The sequence below is a fragment of the Hyphococcus flavus genome (genome assembly GCF_028748065.1).
Lineage (GTDB): Bacteria > Pseudomonadota > Alphaproteobacteria > Caulobacterales > Parvularculaceae > Hyphococcus > Hyphococcus flavus.
Genome location: NZ_CP118166.1, coordinates 3,165,614 through 3,189,359, shown reverse-complemented (window position 1 = coordinate 3,189,359; position 23,746 = coordinate 3,165,614). Strand labels below are relative to the sequence as shown.

General features: G+C 56.2%; 13 protein-coding genes. 4 read left to right on the top strand and 9 right to left on the bottom strand.

Features of this window, described 5'->3' with window-relative positions; translation table 11 throughout:
• Positions 1-151: 151 nt before the first annotated feature.
• The 8 genes from PUV54_RS15260 to PUV54_RS15225 all read right to left on the bottom strand — a co-directional run bounded on the left by PUV54_RS15260 (position 152) and on the right by PUV54_RS15225 (position 15,949).
• A complete protein-coding gene (locus tag PUV54_RS15260) occupies positions 152-4,063 on the bottom strand; it encodes a hypothetical protein (RefSeq protein WP_420797881.1) in 3,912 nt (1,303 codons plus the stop codon).
• On the bottom strand, positions 4,063-5,790 hold the full coding sequence (locus tag PUV54_RS15255) for a hypothetical protein (protein WP_274493169.1): 1,728 nt from the start codon (positions 5,788-5,790) through the stop codon (positions 4,063-4,065). The genes PUV54_RS15260 and PUV54_RS15255 overlap by 1 nt, the downstream gene beginning before the upstream one ends.
• On the bottom strand, positions 5,791-7,809 hold the full coding sequence (locus PUV54_RS15250) for a heme-binding protein (protein ID WP_274493167.1): 2,019 nt from the start codon (positions 7,807-7,809) through the stop codon (positions 5,791-5,793).
• A 40-nt stretch (positions 7,810-7,849) separates the two neighbouring features.
• Positions 7,850-9,196: an NADP-specific glutamate dehydrogenase gene (gene gdhA, locus PUV54_RS15245; protein WP_420797967.1), complete on the bottom strand. Its 1,347-nt coding sequence runs from the start codon at positions 9,194-9,196 to the stop codon at positions 7,850-7,852.
• Positions 9,197-9,440: 244 nt separating this feature from the next.
• The gene (locus PUV54_RS15240) at positions 9,441-10,778 is read right to left on the bottom strand and encodes a multiheme c-type cytochrome (RefSeq protein WP_274493164.1); all 1,338 of its coding nucleotides are present in this window, start codon (positions 10,776-10,778) and stop codon (positions 9,441-9,443) included.
• Positions 10,778-12,607 carry a cytochrome c3 family protein gene (locus PUV54_RS15235; RefSeq protein WP_274493162.1) on the bottom strand — a complete coding sequence of 610 codons (1,830 nt, stop codon included), beginning with the start codon at positions 12,605-12,607 and terminating at the stop codon, positions 10,778-10,780. Before PUV54_RS15235 ends, PUV54_RS15240 begins: the two co-directional genes overlap by 1 nt.
• A gap of 7 nt (positions 12,608-12,614) precedes the next feature.
• Complete coding sequence (locus PUV54_RS15230; protein WP_274493161.1) at positions 12,615-13,487, bottom strand: hypothetical protein; 873 nt, start codon at positions 13,485-13,487, stop codon at positions 12,615-12,617.
• Positions 13,488-13,489: 2 nt separating this feature from the next.
• Complete coding sequence (locus PUV54_RS15225) at positions 13,490-15,949, bottom strand: NAD(P)-binding domain-containing protein (protein WP_274493160.1); 2,460 nt, start codon at positions 15,947-15,949, stop codon at positions 13,490-13,492.
• A gap of 371 nt (positions 15,950-16,320) precedes the next feature.
• Here PUV54_RS15225 and PUV54_RS15220 point away from each other — a divergent pair, with 371 nt between their 5' ends.
• From PUV54_RS15220 to PUV54_RS15205, 4 genes are all read left to right on the top strand, one after another.
• Positions 16,321-16,722, top strand: a complete 402-nt coding sequence (locus PUV54_RS15220) for a DUF3307 domain-containing protein (RefSeq protein WP_274493159.1) — start codon at positions 16,321-16,323, stop codon at positions 16,720-16,722.
• 223 nt (positions 16,723-16,945) lie between these two features.
• Positions 16,946-18,364 carry a hypothetical protein gene (locus PUV54_RS15215; protein WP_274493158.1) on the top strand — a complete coding sequence of 473 codons (1,419 nt, stop codon included), beginning with the start codon at positions 16,946-16,948 and terminating at the stop codon, positions 18,362-18,364.
• A 9-nt stretch (positions 18,365-18,373) separates the two neighbouring features.
• Positions 18,374-20,797: a FecR domain-containing protein gene (locus tag PUV54_RS15210; RefSeq protein WP_274493157.1), complete on the top strand. Its 2,424-nt coding sequence runs from the start codon at positions 18,374-18,376 to the stop codon at positions 20,795-20,797.
• A gap of 7 nt (positions 20,798-20,804) precedes the next feature.
• Positions 20,805-23,045, top strand: a complete 2,241-nt coding sequence (locus PUV54_RS15205) for a CHASE2 domain-containing protein (protein WP_274493156.1) — start codon at positions 20,805-20,807, stop codon at positions 23,043-23,045.
• A gap of 144 nt (positions 23,046-23,189) precedes the next feature.
• Here PUV54_RS15205 and PUV54_RS15200 read toward each other — a convergent pair whose 3' ends face one another.
• On the bottom strand, positions 23,190-23,330 hold the full coding sequence (locus PUV54_RS15200) for a hypothetical protein (RefSeq protein WP_274493154.1): 141 nt from the start codon (positions 23,328-23,330) through the stop codon (positions 23,190-23,192).
• Positions 23,331-23,746 lie beyond the last annotated feature (416 nt).

The window sequence follows — 23,746 nt, the reverse complement described above, 5'->3', positions numbered from 1 at the left end:
CCGCTACATCAACCCACTCCGCTCATCCCGGCGAAAGCCGGGATCCAGAATAATCCATTTAGACGGGCTTTGCCCGGTATTATTTCTTTAGCTGGACCCCGACTTGCGTCGGGGTGAGCGGGTTAGAGCCCACAATCAAAAAACCTCGCCGTCAATTCTCACCGCCCGCCTCGTGCAGGTCATCAGTGACATAATAAGGCTCGCCATTTTCCTTGAGGAACAAGCGCTCCATTTCCGGTCTTGTGAAGGGCCGCGAACCGAGACGGCCGAATACAGCCATCTGGTGTCCTGTTTCATCGACAGCGCGGTCGCGGTCGATGCCTTTGGAAAGCGCAAGCGCCGGTTTGGCGGTTTTGCGCCAGGCGATGATTTCCGGCTTTGGCTCAGGAGAAAACCCGTAAAAATTTGGCTGAGATGAGGGGCTCGTCAGTTGCAGAACCTTTAACCCGTTTCGACCATCCGCAACATAGGCGAACAGTGAAGCATTCGTGGTGCCGACAATTATGTCGCGTGCATCGTTTAGGGCGCCGCCGCCGGTGAATTTCTGATAGACGGCGGGCGCCTCAGGATTTTCAACGTCGATTATGACAAGGCCTTCGGATTTCGCCGCCACATAGGCGTATGTACGGGCCACATAAATCTTTTGCGCGTCTGCTAACGGCACGTTCGCACTCTCAACCAGTTTCGGTGAAGCGAGGTCGGTGACGTCAAATACTTTGAAGCCTCCAGCGTCGGTGACGAAGAGATAGCGGAACTGCAACGCGCTGGCGCGTGCGTCGTTCATGGAAATAACGGTTTCCGTTCGCGGATTGAGCGGATCGTTGAGATTGATAACCGCAAGGCCCGCATCAGTCGTGACATAAGCATAATAGCCGCCGAGCGTGATATGCCGCGCGCCGTTTAATACACCGCCTTCGTTCCAGGTGAGGGCGCGCTTGAAGAAATTGTTGCGTGGTTCGCCATCGGCCAATGTATTGACGTTAACGAGGATCAGGCCTTCTTCAGCATCGGTGACGACTGCGTAGTTATAAATCGGGTGGAACGGCTGTTCGTCGTTCATGGCCCGCATGTCTTCGGTATTGCGGTCCGGCGCGATCGGCTGGTTCGTCGGCAACGCCATGCAGGTCGCGTTTTTCGACTGGACATGAGTGTCATGACCGAGCGGCGAAAACGGCGCCGTGAGGAAGCGTTCGGATAGGCCTTTATTGGCGATGGAGGCAACGTCATAGGCGCGGAAGCCGCCCTTGCCCTCGGCCACGAACAAATATTCCCCGCGTAGTTGCAGGCAGTTTACCGCGCCGCCTGTATTTTGAACCACATTGGCGATTTCTTCGAGCGCGCCAGTCTCTCCGGAAAGGCCGTCGCCGAACGTGTCGCCGCGCGTCCAGTTTTTCAGCTCCCGGCCATTCTTTTCGACGTGGGCCTTGTAGTAATCGGGATAAGCGTATTTCTGGAGATAAGAGCCAAACACCGCCTGCGGCTCGTCCCATTCGGTAACGCGCACCGCCTCAACGGCGCCATCGAGGCCGGTGTAAGCATGCAAGCCGACAAAGTTGACGAAGTTGGTGCCAAGCAGCATGAGCTGCGCCATGATGGCATTGTTGTCGTTGTCGGCCGACAGATGACAATCACTGCAGGTTTTGGTTTCGGTCTTCCTCACTGTATGCGGGAAGTGCGGCGCGAACGCCTGGCTGGAAAACCCGGCGGAAGAAATCGGCGGCTGCTGCACATAGATGCGCTCGCGATTGACGTTGGTAGATGACAACACCAGCGCCGAGGAGGAACGCACCGGCGCGACGGAATTGTTTTTCGTATCCTGGTGCTTGCCGAGCTGGAACATCTGGTCGCGCGCAACCTGCGGATTATAGGTCGCGTAATTACGCGTCGTGCCGCCCTCATATTTATGCGACTCGGCCTGCCAGTTCGCTTCTATGGGCAAATGGCAACCGCCGCATGACGTGGTCCAGGAAAGGTGGCATGTATAGCACTCCATCTCCTCATCTTTATGCGCGAGATTTGACTTGTCAGAACGCGCCCCCCAATTGAGCGAGCCATCATCACTCATAGACATGGTTTTCGCACGCGCCGATTTGGCGTTATAGCTTGGCGCGCCCGGCGTTACGCTGTCCTTGACGAGCGATACCTCCCATTCGAGTTCGGGGTCGATAATCGAGCGCTGTACAAGCACGTCGCGTCCGCTGCGCGTCATCCATTCGAAACGATTGCGTCCGTCCGGATTTTTGAGGATCGCGAGGTCGCGGCCGTTCGGGCCGGCGGCGGGACCGGTGGTTTTCAGCGACGGGTATTCATCGACTGTGCCATGACAATCCTTGCAGCGGATTTCAACCGCATTCGCGACCTCGCCATGGATATAGCCGCTGCCGTGATTGTCTTGTGAATAATGGCAGTCTGCGCATTGCATCCCGACCTCGGCATGGATCGACATCATGTGCACGGACTTGCCGGGGTTCGTTCCCACCTCGACGAATTTGCCTTCATCGTCCTTGCGCCATTTCTCAGGATCGTCGTTAGGAACAATATTACCGTCAGCATCGAGAAGGTTGCCGTCGCGGTCGCGTTTTAAAATCGCACGGAAATTCCAGCCGTGACCGTGATAGTCGGCGAATTGCGTGTCGTTGAGTTCAGGATTGAGGTCGTAAACATCGCGTAGGAAGTCGAGCTTCGCCCATTTGCCGCGCACCGCCGCGCCTTCCGGGTTGCGGTCGAGCACTTTTCGCTGCTCTTCCATGGTCGGGTATTTCTGTTCCTTCGGCCACATGAACGGCGCGTCGGATTCATAATCCCACATGGTGTAGCCGAGATAGGTGTTCAGGAACATGTTCGGCTGGTGCATGTGACAGATCATGCATTGCGACGTCGGGATCGCGCGCGTGAACGTATGCTGCAGCGGATGGCCCGGCTCGTTTTTCGGGATGGTCGGGTCGGCGGTGATCGTCTCGCCGTCGCGGCCATATTGCGTATATGTAAGGGCGTGGCGCGGCTCGCGGTCGTTCGCGTAAATCACATGACAGGATGCGCAGCCGGAAGAGCGGTAATCGCCCGGATTGTCATTGGTGCCGAGGAACCAGGTGAACGGATCATTGAGGCGCGTCTTGTGAATGTTGAGGACGGGTATAGCGACGCGAAGGCCAGTGCCAGGGCCTCGGTTCGACTGGCGGATATCCGGGCGGCCCGGTTCCTCCAGCCGCTGTAACTGACCGAGGGCGTTCGGCAGGCCGACCTCTGCAAACTGCGTTAAAATATTGCGCCCGCCGCGCTCGAAGACACGGAAAACATCTGCAGGCGGAATAACATGCCAGGTTGGCAATGGCGCAAGGAAAGGCAGGGCGCCGCGTGCCTGCGCTGCTTCTGACGGCTCAGTCGGGCAACCCATGGGACCGTCTTCGACCGGTTCTCCGGGTGAACAGATTGTCGCCGGTTCGCCATCGCGGGTATAGGACTCGCCGAGAACGTAGTTTTTGAATGGCAATATGCCGTTGTTATAGGCCGCGCCGCCCCACAACATGGCGCCTGTAGCCATCAGCGAACGCTCGGCCGCTAGAATTTCCCTCATGTGGCAACTGCCGCAGGCTTCACGCGCCACGCGGTAGTCAGAAGGGTTTACGAAACGAACGAACTCCGGCGACTCTTTATTCAGTAACGCATAGGAATGTTTAGGGTTCGCCGAATGTGGGAAGTGCCAGCTTTCAGGATATTTCGGCAGGACGTGGGCGTTGTCGCGGGCCTCATCATAGGCAGCAGTGCCATCGCTGAGGCCCCGCGCAAAAACCGAGGCGTTGCCGCCGTGGCAATCAACACAGCCAATGCGCAAGTCCGCCGTCGGACTGTGCATGGTCGGCGCGTCCGTCGCCGTATGACAGGTAAGGCAGCCGTCGCTTTTTGCGTCAACCTGATCTTGCGTTTGATAAACCGGTGTCGGCTCCGCGCGGACAAGGGAGTAATCGCGCTCAACCGGCTTTTCTTCATCCGCCGCGAATGAGACGCCAAAAAGCAGGGCAATTGCGGCTGCTGTGCGAGCGGTTATGTTCACGAGCGCGCGCATCAGTAGGTCAACACCACGTTAAAGAGGACCGAATAATAAAGGTCGCGCTTCTCATCATTATCGAAAAGCTGTTTGAAACCATCGCCGGGCTTCAGCGTTGCGCCAGACAAACGGAAGACCACGTTCTGAATAAAGTCCGGGCGATAGATGATGGCGCTAGAGGCATCCCAGCCGATGTCATTGTCGATAGCGCCTTGAACGCGCAACGCTTCCAGCGTGTCCGTCTTGTGGAACCAGAGCCGGTTTAGATTTACGGAAACACGAAGCTCCGGTAAAATGTCAAAGTCTGCGCCAGCACCGGCGAGAATCAGCCCCGGATTGTTGAAGTTCGACTGGCCCTGTTCCTTGGTTGATCGCAGGTCAGGCAAGACGCCGTTGCGGCCGTTTATGCCAATGACACGCCCGCCGCCAAGGAACTGCACGCCCTGACGAATCCAGTAACTGGTGTCGGCGCCGGCGAATTGCGGGTTTTCAAATATCGCATCGAAACCGCGTTCGACGTTGTCATAAGGGTTGCCGTCGCCGCTGGCGAAAAGGCCGGACAACCGCACACGCCCCCAGCCGCGATCGTAAGATGGTTCAATGGCGGCGAAGAACGATCTTATTTTGGCTTTTTCATCTGTGAAGATGCTGTTTCTATCCTCGCCGAGCGCGTAATAGGCCGACGCCGTTAGATTAATGCGACCGATGCGTCCGTCGGCGTTGTATCCAAGATAGGCAACGTCATAGTCGCGTCCGCGAAGATTGCCGAGCAGGGCGGGGCGAACCGGAAAACCGTTCTTGTCGATCTCTATGTCGTTCTGTTCGCGGTTGAGGTTGTAAACGGCTGTGATCTGACTGGTGAGACCAGGAAAGGGCAGATCCTGCCGGTAAAGGTTTGCAAGAAATACGTAATCATCGCGCGGGCGCGTGGTGACGTCGTTGAGGCCTGAGTTCGTGTCTTTCTCAAGTCGCATAAACGCTGCGAGATTATATTGAAAGCGATTGTTGTCGCGATTGCCGAACAGGCGAACGCCAAGCTGGTTGTCCTGAAACAGAAATCCGCGGAAATCGGATGAGAACGGCTGAATGCCGACACGTACGGAGTCGAAGTCATAACGCTCTGATACGTTGCGGATATGATAGTCGACAAATGCTTCCTGCAAGCCGATGAACCCGTCGTGACGGGTAAGTTTTTCGGACGGCTCGACGTAGAGAATGCGTTTTTCTTCGACCCGCGCAAAGTTGTAGTTGAAAACCGGCGTGAGGCGGAATTCGAGGTCCTGCGGCTTATAGGCCGTTGAGCCCTTGATAAGAGAAAGGCTGACGATGAGGTTCTGGTTGAACCCGAAACTGTCGCTATCGCCGAAGACGTCGAGATCGCCCGGATCGGTTGTGGTTTGAATGCCTACAGGCAGCGGGAATGAACGCGGCTCGACCACCGTGTCGGAAACAACTGCCCCGACGAAGAACCAGTCATCGCCGAATACCGGCCGGTCGCCTTTGATTGTGTTCTGATTATAAGGATCCCACCATTTCGTTTCGAGAAGCCCTAAGTTTTCCGCGAGGCGCCAGCGATCGGGTACGGCGGGCGCGCATTCCGTAAATTCGCGACCCTGGTCGCGGCAATCAGGGTATTCGCCGAGCGTTGGCGGCGCCACGGCGCTGGGGTTCAGCGGTTCATCCTGCGCGAACGCTGGCGCTGTAACAGCGCCAAGTACAAGAGATATGATCGCGCTACGGATCATCTATTTCCCCTGACACACATTCTGTTCGTCGGAGCCGACAAACGGATTGAACGGACAGTTGATGTAGCGCAAACGCACCGGAGCGCCATTGACAGAAATGACGATCTGGTCCGCGCGGATCGCTTCTGGCGCGTTATTGATGGCGCCGCCAAGCCTTTCGGCCGCATTGTGGACGCCAAGGAAAGAAATCATGTCGTCCTGATCGATGCCGTCGCCTGAAACGCCAATGCCGCCGACAAGGATGTCGCCGCGATAAATTGGCACCGAGCCGGGAAAAATCTGTATGCCGTTTTGCAGACGGTTCTGTGTGCCGCCGAGCGTTGGTATATCCGGAAGAGCCGAACACGCGGGCGCCGTGTCGCTACTCCCACCGCTCGTGACCACATGTACGACGTGTTCAAGAATGTTATCCACAACAAGTGAGGTCTGCAGACCGGTTGCGAAAATATTCCATTCAGTGATCGGCAACGAAAGTGGTCCATTTGCGGTTCCAACCTCGCCGTCCGGAAAATAGGGGCGGGAGATATTGCCGCCGGACCGGTCAGCGAAGGCAAATGTTCCTGTCAGTGCTGTTGGGTCAGGAATGAAATCACGTACGTCCTGTAGATAGCTGGCGACAGACTTTGTCGTGTTGAAACCGGCGATGGATGGGCCAGGCGTTCCCGTTAAGTCTGACGCCGCGATTTCGTTCGTGAAAAACGCCGCCGTACGCGCTTTCTGTAAGGAAACGTCCGTGCCGAAAATCGGCGCATCGGGTCCACGCACGATACCCAGAATTTGTCCATTGGTATCTACGATTGAAATTGAAACCTGCGCGCGCGAATTCAGCGGCTGTCTGATCTGGCCGCGCGCGCGAGTCATAATGTCGAACGCTTCTTCAAGAAGAACCGTAACCTCGGCGGCGGTGAGCGGAGAGGCGACACTTGCCCCGTCTGTTCCGCCTGTAGCCGGATAACGGTTGGTCCCAGCGCCATCGGTTAAGACGAAAATATCGGAATTCGAATATTCCGCAGGCGTCGCTTCGCGGATGCCGGACCCTTCGGCCCCATAAGAAACGCCGGCGTAAACGCCGCCGCCTGAAGCGCCGTCGAAATAGGAGGTGACATCGATCAGATCGCCCTGAACGCCGCCGGCAATGGACGCAAATGACGGCGCAGCGCCGGGATTGCTCATCAGGTCGGCGTCCGTTGTGTCGGAAAAGCGTAAGGTCGTGCCGTCGACGGAGATGCGGTTGGCGCGAATAGTTGCTGGCGCTGCAAAGCCGGATGTTCCGGCCCAGGCGATGGCCTCCTCATCACTGTCATCGACGTCGAGAATATTTGGGTCGAACCCGTAATCGTCATCGGTAATGATACCGATGCCGCCTACAACAAATCCATCCTTATAGAGAGGAAATCCGCCAGGGTCGGCGGCGAGGCCAAGCGGTGCGCGTTGTGGCCCGATGGTCGGCCCGCCGCCGATGGCGCGGGTGTTGAGGTCCGAGCAGGGAAGCTGCGAGAACTGCACGCCGAAGAGCGGCCCGCTTTCAAGACCGACGGTCGTCGGGGCCGGCGGGAAATGTTCCTGAACGATCTGGCTGGCGGTGCGTGTCGAGAACGCGTTGCCGCCGGAAGAAAGATAAGCGCCGGTGATGGCTTTGGAGATAGCCGCAAGTGTTGAGGGAACCTCGACGCCTTGAAGGGACGTGTTCGGCGTGCCGGCAGGTCCTTCACGAACAAAGGTTGTCGGCGCCGCGCCGTTCATTTGGAAGATAGCGAGCACATTGCCGACCCGGTCAACGATAGCGATGGTTGCGGGCGCTCCGCGCGCGCCAGCCTCCGATACCGCTTGCGCAACGACAGTCTCAACATCTGAGGCCGTCAACATCCGCAATTCAGGTTTGAACAGAGGCGATGTTGCGGGCGGGTCCGGCGTTGTTGGCGTCGTCACTGGCGGCGGCTGTGTCGACTCGCTCCCGCCGCATGCGGCAAGCGCCAGCATGGATGCTGCTGCGAATAAAAGTTTTTTCGCCGCCGGCATTATCTCTCCCTTACCCCCGCGTTCGCTGACATGCAGCGACTTAGATATAACCAAAAGCGAGCATTGCGTCGGCCACCCGGGCAAAGCTCGATACGTTGGCGCCCGTCTGATAATCGACAATGCCGCTCCTGACCGGCGCGTATTCAACGCATTGCTCGTGAATAGAGCGCATGATTCGCTCCAATTCCTGCTCTACCTGGTCGCGGGTCCAGCTCAGGCGCTGGGCGTTTTGCGCTTGCTCCAGGCCGGAACAGCCGACGCCGCCGGCATTCGCCGCTTTGGCGGGGCCGAAAATCACGTCAGCGTCCTTGAGGACGTGAATGGCCTGTGCGGTCAGTGGCATGTTCGCGCCTTCGGAAAGGCACATGATCCCGTTCTTGACCATGGTCGCGGCCATCTGTTCGTCGATTTCGTTCTGCGTTGCGCAGGGAAGGCCCACATCGCACGGCACTGTCCATGGCGACTTGCCCGCATGATAGGTGGCACCGCGCGCCTCGCTCGCGAATTTGGCGAGAGACTCGCGGCGGTTTTCCTTCACGTCCTGAAGAACGGCGAAACTTTCATCAGTGAAGCCGTTCGGGACGTGAGCGAAGCCGCGGCTGTCGGACACGGTGACGACTTTGGCGCCCATGCGCATGGCGCGCTGCACGGCATAGATCGCCACATTGCCCGAACCGGAAATGGCGACGGTCTTGCCATTCATGGTCTTACCGTGTTTCTTCAGCATTTCTTCAGTGAAGACGACAACGCCGTAGCCGGTTGCTTCCTTGCGGATTTCACTGCCGCCGTAAGGAATGCCTTTGCCGGTAATGACGCCGCCCGTGTAGAAATGCGCAAGCTGTTTGTATTTGCCGAAAAGATAACCGATCTCGCGCGCGCCGACGCCAATGTCGCCGGCCGGGACGTCAACGCTTTCGCCTATATGTCGGTGCAGTTCCGTCATCATCGAATGACAGAAACGCATGATCTCCGCATCTGAACGGCCTTTGGGGTTGAAATTCGCGCCGCCCTTGCCGCCGCCCATGGGAAGACGCGTCAGCGCGTTTTTGAATGTCTGTTCAAAGCCAAGGAATTTCAGAATGGAAGCGTTGACGCTCGGGTCGAAACGCAGGCCGCCTTTGTAGGGGCCCATGGAAGAGTTGAACTGGACACGAAAGCCCTTGTTGGCGTGCGGCACGCCCTGATCGTCCTCCCATGTGACGCGGAAGCTGACGATACGATCGGGCTCGGTCATGCGCTCTAGGATGCGCGCGTCCATATATTTCCGGTGATCGAGATAATACGGCATCACCGTTTCGACGAATTCGAACACCGCCTGATGAAATTCCGTTTCATGGGGATTGCGATTGACGACACCCTGCATGAAGTGATCGATCTCACGCACCACATTGCCGCCGCCGGCGATGCCAGCGGCGTATTTGGCTTTCGGCTGAGAGGCTGAACGCGCCAGTGTCTCGCTCATGTCCTGTTGCGCCTTGAACAGCGGCGCGGGTTTTTCCCCCGACGGCTCTAAGCGAACTCCGTCTTTTTTCTTACGCCAAAACATTCTCTCGCCCTCCAGACCCCAAATCACCTGCAATGTTACGACAGAGCAGGGAACTCGCCTATCACTTGTTTATTCGTCTCACGTTTTAATTCGCTATCATGGCGCGAATATCACTTAGCGCCGACCGAAACCCATTCTGGTTGTACGAATAAGGGCCTTGTGCCTCTTTCCCAGCTCGTTCGACGGCAGCTTTCATTTCCGGGCTCGCCATGCCAAGCGCCGCCGTCAGGCGCTGTACGGCGAAAAGCGCCTGTTCTGCGCCGGCGTAATTCGTGTAGCGACGCGTGCGTTGATCACTGACAACTTCCAAAAGGATTGCGCGCACGGTCGACGGGTTTGAAAGGTCGGCGCCTTTGATTCGAGCAACGGCCATGCTGGTTGTATTCTTCAAAGTTTCAGCCGCATTATGAAAATATCCACCAGAATGCTGAGACGCCGCATGCAGGACACGTCCCTCGCTTTCAAGCTGGTCGGCAAGTTCCGGATCGATCACCCGCATGGCGGCTTGCAACATGATGAGATTGGCGTCGTTCAGAATTGGCGATCCCGGACCGAGCGCACGACCGGGGTTCGCGCGCCAGCTTAACTGACCGACGCCTTCGGAAATCGGCTGGTGGCAGGAATGGCAATCGAAAAAGACGAGCTCAGGAAATACGCCCGCTGAGCCGGTATCGTTATCGAGCAAGAGTTCCAGCGTACGCTCAAGCCCCATGGCCTGACCGATAGCCCAGACCTGCGCGCCCGGCGCCACGGTTTTGCGCTCACGATAATCGTCGTCGACGACGTGATGTTTTTGAATGGTGGTGTAAAGATCAAGTTCGAATTTCATGCGCGGATGGCCGGCGCCCATCAGCCGGTGCGAGACGAACTGATTTTCGTAGCTCGACCCAAGGTGACACCCCATACAGAGTTTAGCGCGGGCGACAGGCTCTTCGGTGGGATAAAGTCCGGCTTCGATGTTCTGTTGATGACCTGCGCCAATACGGTGAAACGCCAGCCAGTTCTGCGCGCCGCCATGACAAGCTTCGCAACCGACGCCATCGCTGATCTGAAAACGCTGCGAGCGTTTGTCGTCCGGTACATTGTCCGCATGGCAATCAAGACAAATGGGAGACTGATGAGCAGGGCCAATGCCAAGATTGGCGGCGATGCGTTTGCCGTGAGGTTCCAGCAGGACTTCATAGGCGCGTGAATGCGCGCCTTTTTCCCCGCGCGAAGCCCAATGGAAATATTCGTTCTGGCCTACCACAGGCCCGACGCCGTCGCCCGTGACCTGATCGCCATGGCAGCCTGCGGTAGAACAACTCGGCACGCCAGTGTGGCTGAGGCCGTCAACGAACGGCACTGGCGAGTTTTGCGCGTGAGCAGTCGAAAGCGCGAACAGTGCTGTCACTATCGGGACTATGAAACGAATATAACTCATTACGGCGTTCTCATGGCGTCACGCTGAAGACGCGCCGGCTGCATTATCGGCGCTTTCAGGTCGTCATCATGGTAAGCATGGCAGGTTAAGCAATCCGAAGCGATACCTGTCCGGCCGCTTGTATCGTCATGACAAGCCCGACAAACGGTGATCGAGGGCATTAAAACATCAGCGGATTCCGAGGATGTTTCCGCTTTATGGCAGGTCGAGCAGTTGATTTCGCCGGTTTCATGCGCGGCATGGTTGAAATCCGCCATGGGGTGATATCGGTTCGTCAGCCGCACTGGTGTGAATTCCGGCAAGTCGCTACTTGCAACCGCAGCGCGCGCAGCCGGGTCTTCATTCTCGTGACACTTCGTGCAGACGCCTTCTTCTGAGAATATTCTCTGGATCATTGCGTCGGTGTTACGCTCGGCGTTGGCAAACGCCTGCGCGCGGAGACGTTCGCGGCGTGAACGCGCTTCAGAACTGAGTTGGCGCTCGAGAACGCCAGAGGGCTGATCGCCAAGCAGCAATTGCGTCGCCTGCGCCAGATAAAAATCCTGCAGCGTTTCACGTACTTCCTCGGGTTCTCCATGGGGTAGATTACGAACGGTATCGTCACTGGTGGCGAAGGCGAGTGAGTGACAATCGCTGCAGTGGGTTTCCATTTCTATGGGTTCCACATAAGCGCCAGCGGCATCGATTGTATGACAGTCAACGCAATCAAGTTCATCGCCGTAGCGCATGCGTAAGTTCGCCGGCAAGGTTTCAAGCTTTCGGATGACTTCATCATCGCTCAGGTGAAAATCATGCGGAAATTCGAGCCCGTTGTTTTCTTTCGGTCTATCGACCAGGGAAACGCGTTTCATAGCGCCGTCATCCGCCTGCGGATCTAAAACGATCAGTGGTTTGAATTCCGGGTGACGCCGGCCAAAGTTGGAAACGTTTACGAGGTCCGTTTCTGCAAAACGCTGATCCATTTCGGCATGACAATCGACGCAAAGCTGAGAGTCCGATGGCAGAACGCCTGTCTCGCCATTATGTTCGAAGTGACATGAGCCACAGCGGCCCTCAGGGATGTTAAGCCCAGTACGAAGGCTCGCCAGCCACTTTTCGCTGCCTTCGGTTATCGGTCGCGATGCGTGCAGCGACAAGGGATCGGCGTGGTCGCGCACTTCCTCGTGACAGGTGAGGCAGTCTTCGTCCTTTACACGCGTGAACGGTTCCACATGGCAGTCGCGGCAATCCTCAACGAGATTGGCGTGAGCCGATGACATGCCGCCGGCGAGCCAGTGCTGATTGCTTGCAAGCGCCAGTTTTGCCGTTGCGCTATCAGCTTCGGGTTCGGCGGCGCGGAAGTGAAGAACGATGGGCAGGATCAAAAAGACTGCGAAGATCAGGGTGTATAGGGACCATGCCGTGAGCCGTTTGTCAGGCGCATAACCGCGCATGGAGAAAACGGCTTTCTCATCGCGCTTGTCACGAATAGGCGTTGGCGCTTCTACAAGCTCGATCGAGACGAGGAGATCGCCGCGTGTTTCGGTTTTGCCGACCGTTAGCTGGTAAGGGCCGATACGGATAACCGATCCGTCGTTCAGTGAGATATCGCGGCGGCGAATCTGGCTGTTGTTAACGCGCACGCGGTGATCACCATTCGCCTCAATGCGAACCTTGTCGGCGGAGAGCTGAATTAGTCGTGCGTGATGAAGGCCGACGCGCAAATCGGAGAGATGAACATCACAATCCGTCGCGCGCCCAAGGGAGACTTCTGACTTATCATAGATGGTCGGGCGCACGGTGACGCGTCCGCCGGGCCTTCTTCTGATAAATTCTACCCTGATCGACATTGCCGCCTCACCAATAGAAAAAGACGGAAATGATGTGCGCCATCAGTGCTGCAAGCAGCGCAAATGAAAGCGGCACATGGAAATACAGCCATAACTGCAAAAGCGTCTTGTTGCGGATGTGCCGGCGCGTGCGAAGCAGCAGCGCCGACTTGCGCTCCAAGATAGCGACGACGGTTTCCAGCGGTCTGCGCATGCTTTCGTCAGCCGTATCCATGGCGCGGCGCAGGCGTTTGGCGGCTTTTGTGGTAGCGCATTGTTTTTGAGCGCCGGAAATCGGCGTGAATAATCCCGGTTTGATTTTTGTTTTCCGAATTGCGCGCTTGACCTCTTTCACATATTTCGGATCGAGCGGTTGCGCCGCTTCGGTCAGTTCGCGGTTGAGGGCCCTGATCGCGTCGAGCAAATCTTTCTGTGTGCGATGGGCGCGATTATCGCTCATCCGGCGCGGAACCACGGCGTAGTAATAGATGCCGAAAAAGCCGGAAACGATGACAATCACCATCAGCGCGTAGGCAAGCGTGTGAACATTCAAGCCAAACTGGAAGCCGGTGTGCAGAGTCGCCAGTACTAAAAGCGATGAACCGAGATAGACGTGTGCAGACGTCCACCCCTTTAGATTCCATTTGCCGGGCGTTGCCGCGCGTTTGCGAATGCCGAGAAACATCAGCCAGACAATCAGCAGCGCTGAAATCGTGCCGAGGACATAGCCGAGCCAGGTGCCGCCATTGTGTCGAGCGCCGACATCGGCGACGAAATAGACAATCACGCTGGCGAGAATGATCACAAGCGAGAGTTTGAGATACCGGAACCTTTTATGTTCCAAAAACCCTTCGTGAGAGATGGGCAGATCGCTTGAGCGCATATGTGTGTTGCCCGGCATCTCTACTCCTGAGCCTCGCCGGCAAGGGAAAGGTATTCGTCAGGCGAAATGCGTACTGCGGCGCCGGTAGGACAGGCGCGAACGCAAGCAGGTCCGCCCTTGATGCCGGCGCACATATCGCACTTCACCGCGAGTTTCGGCGGATTGTCGTTTTTCTGGTTGTCTTTGATCCAATCCTGATCCGGTTCGCCGGGACCAGGGCCAAGACCGAAAGTCAGCCACGACAAAAGGCTCGGTTTTTTTGGCGGGATCGCCGCCATCTGAATAACCCCGTAAGGGCAATAACGCTGGCAGTTGCCGCATCCGATGCATTTTTCATCGATAAAGACTTCGCCGTCGGGGCCGCGGTGAATGGCGTCTGGCGGACAATCGGTCATGCAGTGAGGATGTTCGCAGTGGCGGCACGACGTCGGGACGTGAATATAGGCGTATGAATTACCGGCTTCGCGATCAAGCCGTGAAATGCCTTCATGAATGTCGGCGCACGCTTTCTCGCAATTGTCGCATCCAACACAGAGCGTTTCATCAATGACGAGCGCATCGGTTGCTTCTGAAAGGCCTTCTTCTTCCAGTAGAAACCGCGCAACCGAGGTGTGCATGTCGACGACAGATGAAAAGCTTTCGCGTTTGGCTTCAATATAATCGTTGACCTTGCGACGGCTGGCGACAAGTCGTTCGACTGCGCGGTAAAGGTCCGGGTTGTTGTTCAATAACCGTTCGAACATTTCACCGGGCAGGCGCACGACTTCTGACTTTATAGCGGCGCGCACTGTCGCCGTGCGTAAACCATCGTAGAACAGCGACATCTCGCCGACATAGTTGCCGGCGAGCACGTAAGACAAAAAGACGTCCTTGTTGCCAATTCGTTTTTCGACAACGGCGCTGCCGGATCGAATAATGAAAATGTCTGTGGACCGTTCGCCTTCGTTGATGAATGCGTCACCGGCTTTCAGCGGTAAAATCTCTGCATTATCGACAATCTCAGCAACTGCCGAAGCGGGAAGCAGTTGTCCGAAAATCTGTCCGACTTGCCGTTCTGTAGAGATCCGGTCCATGCGCCGTTTTACGCCGGGCACCGACGCCATCAGTTTCAGCGTCGCATTACGCGGGATTTCCAGAATCATCACCGGCTCATCTGCGCGCACGGTCGCGGTGCGACGCCGCCCGGAAATCAGTCCCAGCTCGCCGAAAATATTTCCGGCGTGAATAGGGATCGTTTTATTGCGATTTTTCGGATCAACCTCGACGGCTACAGTTCCATCGATGATGGCGAATATCGACGAACCGATATCGTTGCGGTTCATAATGACGTCGCCGCGTCTTTTGTAGTGCACTTGCGACGCCAACAAAAATTCGCGCATCTGCAAGGGCGAAACATCATTCAAAAGTTCGATGCGATCACGGATGTAAACAATCCAGTCATCGACGCTACGTTTAACGGGGGCGTCTTTGAACAGTTCCTCAAGCAGGGGCGTATCCGGCGGTTGTAATTCCGTGTTGCCGGATATGAATTCAACGACATCATGACCCTGATTCATGCAGTGCTTGATCAGCGGAAAGCCAGCAAGCGCGCCGATTATATATAGACCGGGCACCGTGCTTTCATATTGCGGCGTGAGCACAGGGAAAGCTTCGCGGTCGGGCCCGGTGAATTGCACGCCAGCAGCTTCGACAAACCGGCGCGGCGGTGCGGCGCCAAGGCGTGCGATGATCCGGTCGCAGGGGAGGCGTGCTTCACCGTCTTTGGTGTCGACGACCGCCACCCACAAGCTCTCACCGGAGCCGCCTTGTTCAACACGGATTAGCGAAGCTTCAGTGATAAAGTCGAGGCGGCCTTGATCCCGAGCCGAATAAAGCGCTTGAACATTTGCTTCTTTGGACCGGGGAAATCCGTCCGCGCGTTGCAGCAATGTGACGATATTGCCCTGCCTTGGGTCCGCGAGGCCAAGGGCGTTTTCGATGCCGGCGTCGCCGCCGCCGATGACAATAATGTTTTCATCGTAATATTCTTTGGGGTCGTCCAGCTGATACTGAACAAAAGGCTGATCGGTACCCGGATTATTGAGTTTGTTAGGATTGCCCTGAACACCAACGGCGAGAACAACGTACTCAGCCTTAATGGTCGCGCCGTCAGCTAGGCTGATTTGAAAGTTTCCGCGCGAGCCCTGGATTGCGGTCACTTCGGAATTCAACCGGACATTGACGTTCAGCGTATCCGCATCTTTGTCCCAGCGATTAATGATGCTTTCACGCGACCCGGCTTCGAAGGCGATATCGGAACGTAACGGTAACTGATCCGGCGTCGACATGATGTATTTGCCGCGCTGATACTTGAAGATCGTGTCGGACAGGTGGCCGGTTTTTTCTAACAGCACATGAGAAACACCGCGAGCGGACGCGCGGCCGGCTGCGCTCAAGCCGGCGGGTCCAGATCCCACAATGGCGATCTTTACGCTATCCAACTAAACCCCCGGGTCACCCTCTTAATCGTCATACAAAATAAAGTTAAAGCGATCCAGCTTTGAAACGCGAACAATCCTGCAAAATCGGCTTAAATAAACGATGATTGTTCTTCCGCCCGATGAATCTTTTGATCCGTTAAAACTGAAGCTTCTCACTCTAAAAACAGCATTTTTTACTAACAAATTATGTTTAACGGCTCCTTGCATCTGGAAGAGATATAAGCGTAACCTTTTGATCTGTGGCGGGCGGGGCAGATTGCCATGCAATCTGTGCGCGTTCTCCGCAACAAGGGGGAGCGGCACGCAATTTAAGTGCGCTTAGAATAAGGCGGATCCCGCTAAGGCGCCGATTGCGGGGGGAGCGGTAAAGTATGGATTTTGCTGGATTATCTGACGTTCAGTTCATTTTCCTGATGCTCATTGTGTTTCAGGTAAAACAACTGATCGGCGATTACATCTTGCAGACCGGATGGATGGTGAACGGCAAGACCAAGGTGGGTCTTGGGTATATTCTTCCGTTAACGGTCCATGTTTTTGTGCACGCGCTAACAACATTGGCCATCGTCATGGTGGTCAACAAGGATTTATGGGTCCTTGCGCTGATCGATTTTACCGCGCATTTCGCGATGGATCGTATCAAGTCGAGCCCGTTCATGCTGGGCCGGTTTACAGACATGACAAAACAGTCGTTCTGGATTCCTTTCGGTCTCGATCAGATGGTTCATCACCTGACCCATTATTTCCTGATTTATCAGCTCTTTTTGCATCGCTAAGCCGTGTAAACGCGTCAGTTTTATTACAAATAAACCTCTTCAGCGAAGCTAAAAAAGAGTTGCTAGTAAAGAGTGTCAAAGGGCATAGTCGAGTTAAGACTGAAAATTGCATAGCTGAGCGCATGACAGCGTTCATCAGCTTGGGACTGGGGTTTTTGCGTTTGTTGCGGTGCGGTGATTTTTTCCGCATTTGCGTTGCGCACAATGTCGAGGGGCGAGAGATATGCCGGTAAAATATTGGGCCGGATCAGCGTTATCATTGTTGGTCTTAAGTTCCGCCGCACTCGCGCAGGAGCCGGAAGAGTCGGCGCGTGAAGCGATTGAACGGGATTTGCTCGAAAACCAGCGGCGTGAGGCGGAGAGGGCTGATCGCACAGCGATCACCATACCGTTTGAGCAGGTTCTTGCTGCGCCGGAGAACATTCAACTCAACATCGCTTATGCACGTCAGCAAATCGCGGCTGGCGACTTGAAGGAAGCTGGCGCCACGCTTGAGCGGATTTTGTTGATCGATCCGGCCATGCATGACGTGCGCGTTCTCTATGGCCTTGTTCTTTACCGCCTCGGGCTTTTTGATCGCGCGCGTTACGAACTTGAGCTCGCGCTTGATAGCAACATGTTGCCGGCGCCACTTCGCGCGGAAGCTGAGACTTATCTCAACCGGATAAAGTACGAACAACGCCAGACGCGCGGGTCGCTGACGCTGACCACAGGGATCGATTGGGACCGCAACCGCAACCAGGCGCCGTCGAGCGGCATGGTACAGTCTTTCTTGGGCAACTTACCGGCTGAGGCGCGCGACGGCGATTGGGCTTATGTATTATCCGCACAAGGACGGCTTGTTCATGACCTTGGGACGCAGGAAGGTCATACGCTACATGCGGAAGCCACCTACTATCATTCCGACAAGCATGAAGTGGACAGGCTTGATCTTGACGCTACGACAATAGCGCTTGGCGGCACCTGGTATTCCGGCAACTGGTCATTCACGCCGCGTTTGCGCGGCGGGTTTTACTGGCTCGAGGGTGAAGACTATCTTGCGACCTATGGCGGTGAGCTGGAAATCGCCTACCGCTGGAATCCCAAAACCCGTTCCTATGTTTCTTTCCGCGGCGAAGATGAAGACTTCCGCGCCACGACGAATTTTGGCTCTGGCGCATTACGCTCAGGGCGGCGCCTTAGTACGCGCGCGGGCACGGCGTGGCGGTTAAGCACAACGCAAACGGTTTCCGTCGAAGGGCTTTATATGGACAAGAAAGGAATTGCTTCTTGTTCGGCGGCGCTAACGCCTTCTGCTCCTTCGGGATGTGAGTCATACGAACGTTATGGCGCTAATGTTCAGCATAGCTGGCTGATAGGCCGTGGCGCCTTCACATTGCTTGGCGCGTGGGCGGAACGGTCTGAGTATGACGGCGTTGATGCGTTTGTCAGCCCATCGACGGTCAGAGAAGAATGGCTTTATCGCGCGCGCGCCACTGTCGGCGCGCCATTGTCTTTGTTCTTCCCCGGCGCGCCCGAGGGCATCAAGGATATCAATATCATCGCTCAGTATGAGTACGAGACGGTCGACTCAAATCTTTTGAATTTCGATTACAAGACGCACAAGACAGCATTGCTGCTGTCCAAACGGTTCGCGTTTTAGGGGGATAACATGTCACGCAACAGATATATGAGCGCCCTGAAAATCGCCGCGTCGGCGGCAGTGTTGTCCCTTGCCCCGTCATTGGCGCAGGCCGCAGAATGTTTTGATCGCAATACGGATGATCCAAAAGCGGGCAACGCCACAGCCGTTGTCGGCCCGTTGGTGAATGTCGACAGACAAAACGCCGACGGTCTTTTCCGGCCCGCAAGCGGCGCGGACATGTTCAGCGGCGACACGGTCAGCACCGGCGACGACTCGCACATGCAGCTAAAGCTCTGCGACTGGAGCACATATACGTTTTCGCCGAATTCGGAATCGCAGATCAGCGAATTTTTTGATGCGCGCGGCGCCGGTAGGCGGCGGGTCGTCAACTTTTTCCGCGGTGGGTTTCGATTCTCCTCTGGCCGCGACACTGAACCGGGTGCAACAGAAGTCGAAATTCAAGAGACCGGCGTCACCATGGGGGTGCGCGGCACGAACGTCATCCTCGCTGAGATTGACGGCGTTGTTTACGCGCTTCTTGAGGGGCCTGTTCGCGACAATACCGGCCTCGCACCTAAAGGGCTTGTTCAATTCTGGACCGACGACAATCGCGATGCAATCGAGGCGGTTCTGAAGAGACCGGGATTCGCCGTGCGCATTGGTCCTGACGGCGTGTCCGAACCTTTCCGCGCAGATCCGGAACTCTTGCGCCGTATTTACCAGGCGTTTGTGCCGGTCGTCCCTGAGGGTGATGGCACAGCACTCGAATATGCCGGTAACGCGCTTGGGGATTCTGGCCAGGGCGCACAGGAAGCGGAGACAAACAAGCAGAATTCTGAAGACCGAAACGATGGTTCCGACGAGCAGACCGAGCAGAAACCGGAACAGCCGTTTGACGACGAAGAAGACGATCCGCAGGATCCTCAAGATCCGATGGATCCCATGGACCCACCGCCAATGACGATCGACGTTGGTGAAATCCTGCCGCTGGACGTGCTGGATGACTTCGCCGGCAGGCAGGCCGCAGGTGACGGACACATTCTTGCCCTCGCGCCGGCGCAGTTGTTCACAGACGATGGTTCAGGTCAGACCCTGCAGGACGAGGGTGTGGCGCTGATCCAGATTCATGTGGACTGGTCGAACCGAACGGTCGCGCCTGAAGCGTTAGCTTCATTTATCAAGCTGGATTTCTCCGTATCCGATCCAAACGATCTCACCGTTGATGACTTTGATTTCAACGTGCCGGATGAGATTGAGAACGCGTATCTGGCAGCTGTCCTGCAAAGCTACGGCGTGCCGTTTGCGAACGGCGACAACGATCTTGCTGTCTTCCTGACAGAGATGTTCACATTCACCATCCGTCAGGGCGTTGGCGATACGGTGACGGCTGACGTTGATATCGATGTAAGCGCTGAGGACGGTCAGGGAGTTACCTATATTGCTCTCGGCGCCGCCTCTGATCTCGAATTCTTGCCCGGCGAGGGCCAGTTGGCGTTTTTTGACTCTGATCTGGGTTTTGCCGCCACGACGAATGAGCTTGCCGGCGTCATGTCATCAGGGACATCGACCTTGAGCGGCAGCGGCGATCGCGTGATATCAACGCTGGGCAGCCCGCAATTCTTGAGCGGCGTATCTTTTGCCCAGATTGAAGTTAACTTCGACAACCGGACCGTGGGCGGCGGTAATTCCTTCATCGCCGTGACGGCTGAATCCGATCCGACGATTGGCGGCCAGGTGTCAACAACGTACATCTCGCTTGATCAAACGGCGTCAATTGACAGCGGGCTCTTCGGCCTCGCGTTTTATCCGTTGGGGCCGCTTAGCAGTAACCCTGACTTGCTGAAAGGGCAGGCGATTTTTGAGAATATTGAAGGGCTGGGCGCTAGCATTGCATCTATCCTTGCAGATGAAGGCGGGAACCATCTCTACAGTGATTTATTTTTGTTCAACCAAAACCGCGCAGGCAGCAATGTGATATCCACGATTGCTGGCCTGGAGGCGCAAGCTGGCGCGCTAGGAACAGGGACTTTCTTTTACGACGGCACGTCGGACGGTCCTGCGGACAGCTTTGCAAATCTGCAGACACCAACAGAATTCGGATTTGGGGATGCTGAAGCGTCAATAGATATCAATTTCGCGAACCGAACGTTAGGCGGCGGGTCGTCTTATGTTTCAGTGGACGTGACGCTCTTTAGTTCAATGCAGAATGTCAATTTTACCGAGATGTTGAATGCGGTCAGCTTTGACGATGCAGCGTCCGGCGTTGGTGTTTTCGGTTTTGACGGATCTGACTTCAGCGGAAACAATATTACGTCGATGCTGTTGTTGCTGCGGGACGGCGCCCAGGTCGGCGCTGGCGAAACGGCTGACCTCTATTTCAACTTTACGGCCGCAGGCGGTCAGGGCCGGGGGGAGATCGAAGGCATGCCACTAACGGTCCCAAACCCGTAAGCTGATGATGGGCGGGCGCAGTTTTTTCGGACCACGTATCGCCGGCCTGATCGGCGCTGCTTTGGCGCTCGCCGTCATCTTTCAACAGCCCGGACTGGTAAATGTCGCGCGCGACCGGTTGTTTGATCAGTATCAGCGTTTGGCGCCGCGTACTTATGACCAGGATCCGGTCAAGATCGTTGAGATAGATGATGCGGCGCTCGAAAAATACGGGCAGTGGCCGTGGCCGCGCCATCGCTTTGCCGACATCGTCGATAAACTCAACGCTGCAGACGCTGCGGTTATCGTTTTCGACGTTATCTTCGCCGAACCAGACAGGACCAGTCCGAATCTCGTCTCTGGCAGTTGGGTTGATTCGCCGGTGCTTTCGCCAATCGTCTCTGAGCTTTCAGGTTCAGATTTGACGGCTGTCGATCATGATGCGCGGCTTGCGGCATCGCTTGCCGCCGCGCCAACGGTGATGCATTTGACGGCGCGAGCAGGTGCGTCAACGGGAACTTGTCCACCAGCGCTCGAAGCCTCCCGCGTACAAGGCATGCGGGCGCAGGACCTTGCGCGTGTAGCGCCAAGCTTCCGTCAGGTTGTTCCGCCGCTACCGATTTTTCGTTCGGCGGCGAGTGGTGAGGGTTTTGCCCGCGCCGCGCTTTCCGATGACGCCATCGTCCGCAGCGTACCGCTGATTGCGCTCGCCTGTGATGGAACAGAGATTTATCCTAGCCTCGCGCTCGAAGCATTGCGAGTTGGCGCGCCGAAACTGGATCCATCTTTTGCGCCGCCGGAATTTGTTCGCGCCGCCGAAAACGGCGCCTGCCGCGCACACGTGACCGGGATCGCCGGACAGTCGGTGTCAGAAGTTGTGCTTTGCCGGTTGCGTTTTCCGACCACCGAAGACGGCCAGCTTTGGGTGCATTATTCGAAACCTGACAGTGTCGCCAAGCGGCGTCTTTCTGTGGTTGACGTTCTTGAGAATGATGCGGCTTCCTTAAGGGACGCTGTGAAGGGGCGTGTCGTGATGATTGGCGCCTCGGCTGAAGGGTTGCGCGATGTGCTCATCACGCCGCTTGGCGATGAGCGCCCGGGCGTGCACATCCATGCGGAAGTTATTGAGCAAGCGCTTTCCGGCGACACGCTGTTCCGCGCCTGGGATCTGATGCGCCCGATTGAGATCGGCGCCGCCATTTTGGTGACAGTCATCCTGCTGATTATTTTGCCGCGGATGTCGGCGGCAATTGGCTTTACGATCTGGCTGATCATGACGCTGGCGGTTTTCGCCGGTACGTATCTTGCGTTCAGCGCGTCGCGCATGCTGATCGATCCGGTATCGCCCGGGCTCGTTGTCACGTCTGCGTTCATGGGCGCATTTGTTGTCATGTTCCAGCAGGAGCAGATTGCAAGAAAATTTATTCGCGGTGCTTTCGGCAAGTTCTTGTCGCCGCTCATTCTCGATCGTCTAGAACGTGATCCGAGCCTGTTGAAGCTTGAAGGTGAGTCGCGCGAGATCACGGCGTTCTTCTCTGACATACGCGGCTTTACGTCGATCTCGGAACAAATGTCTCCGCCTGATGTGACGACGTTGTTGAACCAGTATTTCACGCCGATGACACGTATTGTCACCGAACACAAAGGGCTCGTTGACAAATATATGGGTGACGGTCTTGCCGCTATGTGGAATGCGCCGATCGATGTGGACAATCACCCCGAACAGGCGGCGCGCGCATCATTGCAAATGCTGCAGTCGCTCGAAAAACTTAATCAGATGTGGCGTTCGAAGAAACAGCTTCCCGTGCCGGAAATCAAAATCGGCATCGGTCTGCATACGGCCGAAGCGCGCGTCGGCAACTTTGGCTCAGAAGATCACCTCGAATATTCCATGCTTGGCGATATGGTGAACCTCACCTCTCGTCTCGAGTCCCTTACCAAGCAATATGGAGTGCCGATCATCATGTCGGACGAGACTCGCGACCGCATCCCGGATTTCGCTGCCGTACCGCTCGGCGCCTTTACGGTTAAAGGGCGCACGGACGCTACGGTGATCTTCGCATTGGTCGGCGATGAAACTGTTGCGGCCAGGTCCGATTTCCAGTCATTCCGCCGTTCGTTTGAAGCCGGTGTCGTAGCCCTTGAGGAGGGTGAAGCCTTTGCCGCCCTCGACCATTTCAACGCCTGCAGACAGGGAAATACCTTCGGTCTCGACGCGGCGCTCGATATTTTCTGTGAGCGGGCTGAGGCAAAGCGCCATTCAGCCTAGGCGGAAATTTTCTAACCCACTGTAATTATTATTGAAATAGCCGTTCCGGCGATGTCTTTCGGGCAAATTCAGACTTTTTTAACGAATTCGCCACGCCTGTGACGGGCATCACAGCCTGAAATCGGGCCTTTGGCTATCTTTCTCTCATCGGCGGTCGGAAAACGACAAGCCGGAAGAAACAGGAGAAAGACAATGGGTATCATCGAAATCATCCTCGTCGGTTTCATCGGCCTCAATGCCGCCCTTGGCGCCTCCAGCCTCTTCACGGTCAGCCGGTAAACGCAACGCCAGGCCCTCGCGTTGCGCCAATGCAGGGGGAGACCACGGCGCGCCGCTATCAGCGGCGCGCCGTTTTATATAGTAAAATCAATTAGTTATATAAAAGAACCCAAGGTGTGACGGCCATCACAGCGCAAAAAAGGGAGGCGTTCTAAATTCCAAACATCGGCGGTCGGGAGAGACCGAAAGAGAAAGAGGAGAAACATCATGGGCGTTATCGAAGTGATCCTGGTCGGTTTCATCGGCATCAACGCAGCCCTCGGCGTTTCAAGCCTTTTCACTCTGGCTCGATAGGCAAACAGTTCCCAAGCGGGACCGGGGCATCGCCCCGCTCCGGTCCCACACTTAATCGGCGCTTCCAGCCTGGGGGATGGAGGCGCCGATTTTTTACAATAAATGCCGTGAATCAGCGTCCATATAAG

What these genes read in the sequence shown, in the direction of transcription:
- PUV54_RS15260 (WP_420797881.1), bottom strand. Translation starts at nt 4,063, where the DNA reads ATGCGCGCGCTCGTGAACATAACCGCTCGCACAGCAGCCGCAATTGCC.
- PUV54_RS15255 (WP_274493169.1), bottom strand. Translation starts at nt 5,790, where the DNA reads ATGATCCGTAGCGCGATCATATCTCTTGTACTTGGCGCTGTTACAGCG.
- PUV54_RS15250 (WP_274493167.1), bottom strand. Translation starts at nt 7,809, where the DNA reads ATGCCGGCGGCGAAAAAACTTTTATTCGCAGCAGCATCCATGCTGGCG.
- PUV54_RS15240 (WP_274493164.1), bottom strand. Translation starts at nt 10,778, where the DNA reads ATGAGTTATATTCGTTTCATAGTCCCGATAGTGACAGCACTGTTCGCG.
- PUV54_RS15235 (WP_274493162.1), bottom strand. Translation starts at nt 12,607, where the DNA reads ATGTCGATCAGGGTAGAATTTATCAGAAGAAGGCCCGGCGGACGCGTC.
- PUV54_RS15230 (WP_274493161.1), bottom strand. Translation starts at nt 13,487, where the DNA reads ATGCCGGGCAACACACATATGCGCTCAAGCGATCTGCCCATCTCTCAC.
- PUV54_RS15220 (WP_274493159.1), top strand. Translation starts at nt 16,321, where the DNA reads ATGGATTTTGCTGGATTATCTGACGTTCAGTTCATTTTCCTGATGCTC.
- PUV54_RS15215 (WP_274493158.1), top strand. Translation starts at nt 16,946, where the DNA reads ATGCCGGTAAAATATTGGGCCGGATCAGCGTTATCATTGTTGGTCTTA.
- PUV54_RS15210 (WP_274493157.1), top strand. Translation starts at nt 18,374, where the DNA reads ATGTCACGCAACAGATATATGAGCGCCCTGAAAATCGCCGCGTCGGCG.
- PUV54_RS15205 (WP_274493156.1), top strand. Translation starts at nt 20,805, where the DNA reads ATGGGCGGGCGCAGTTTTTTCGGACCACGTATCGCCGGCCTGATCGGC.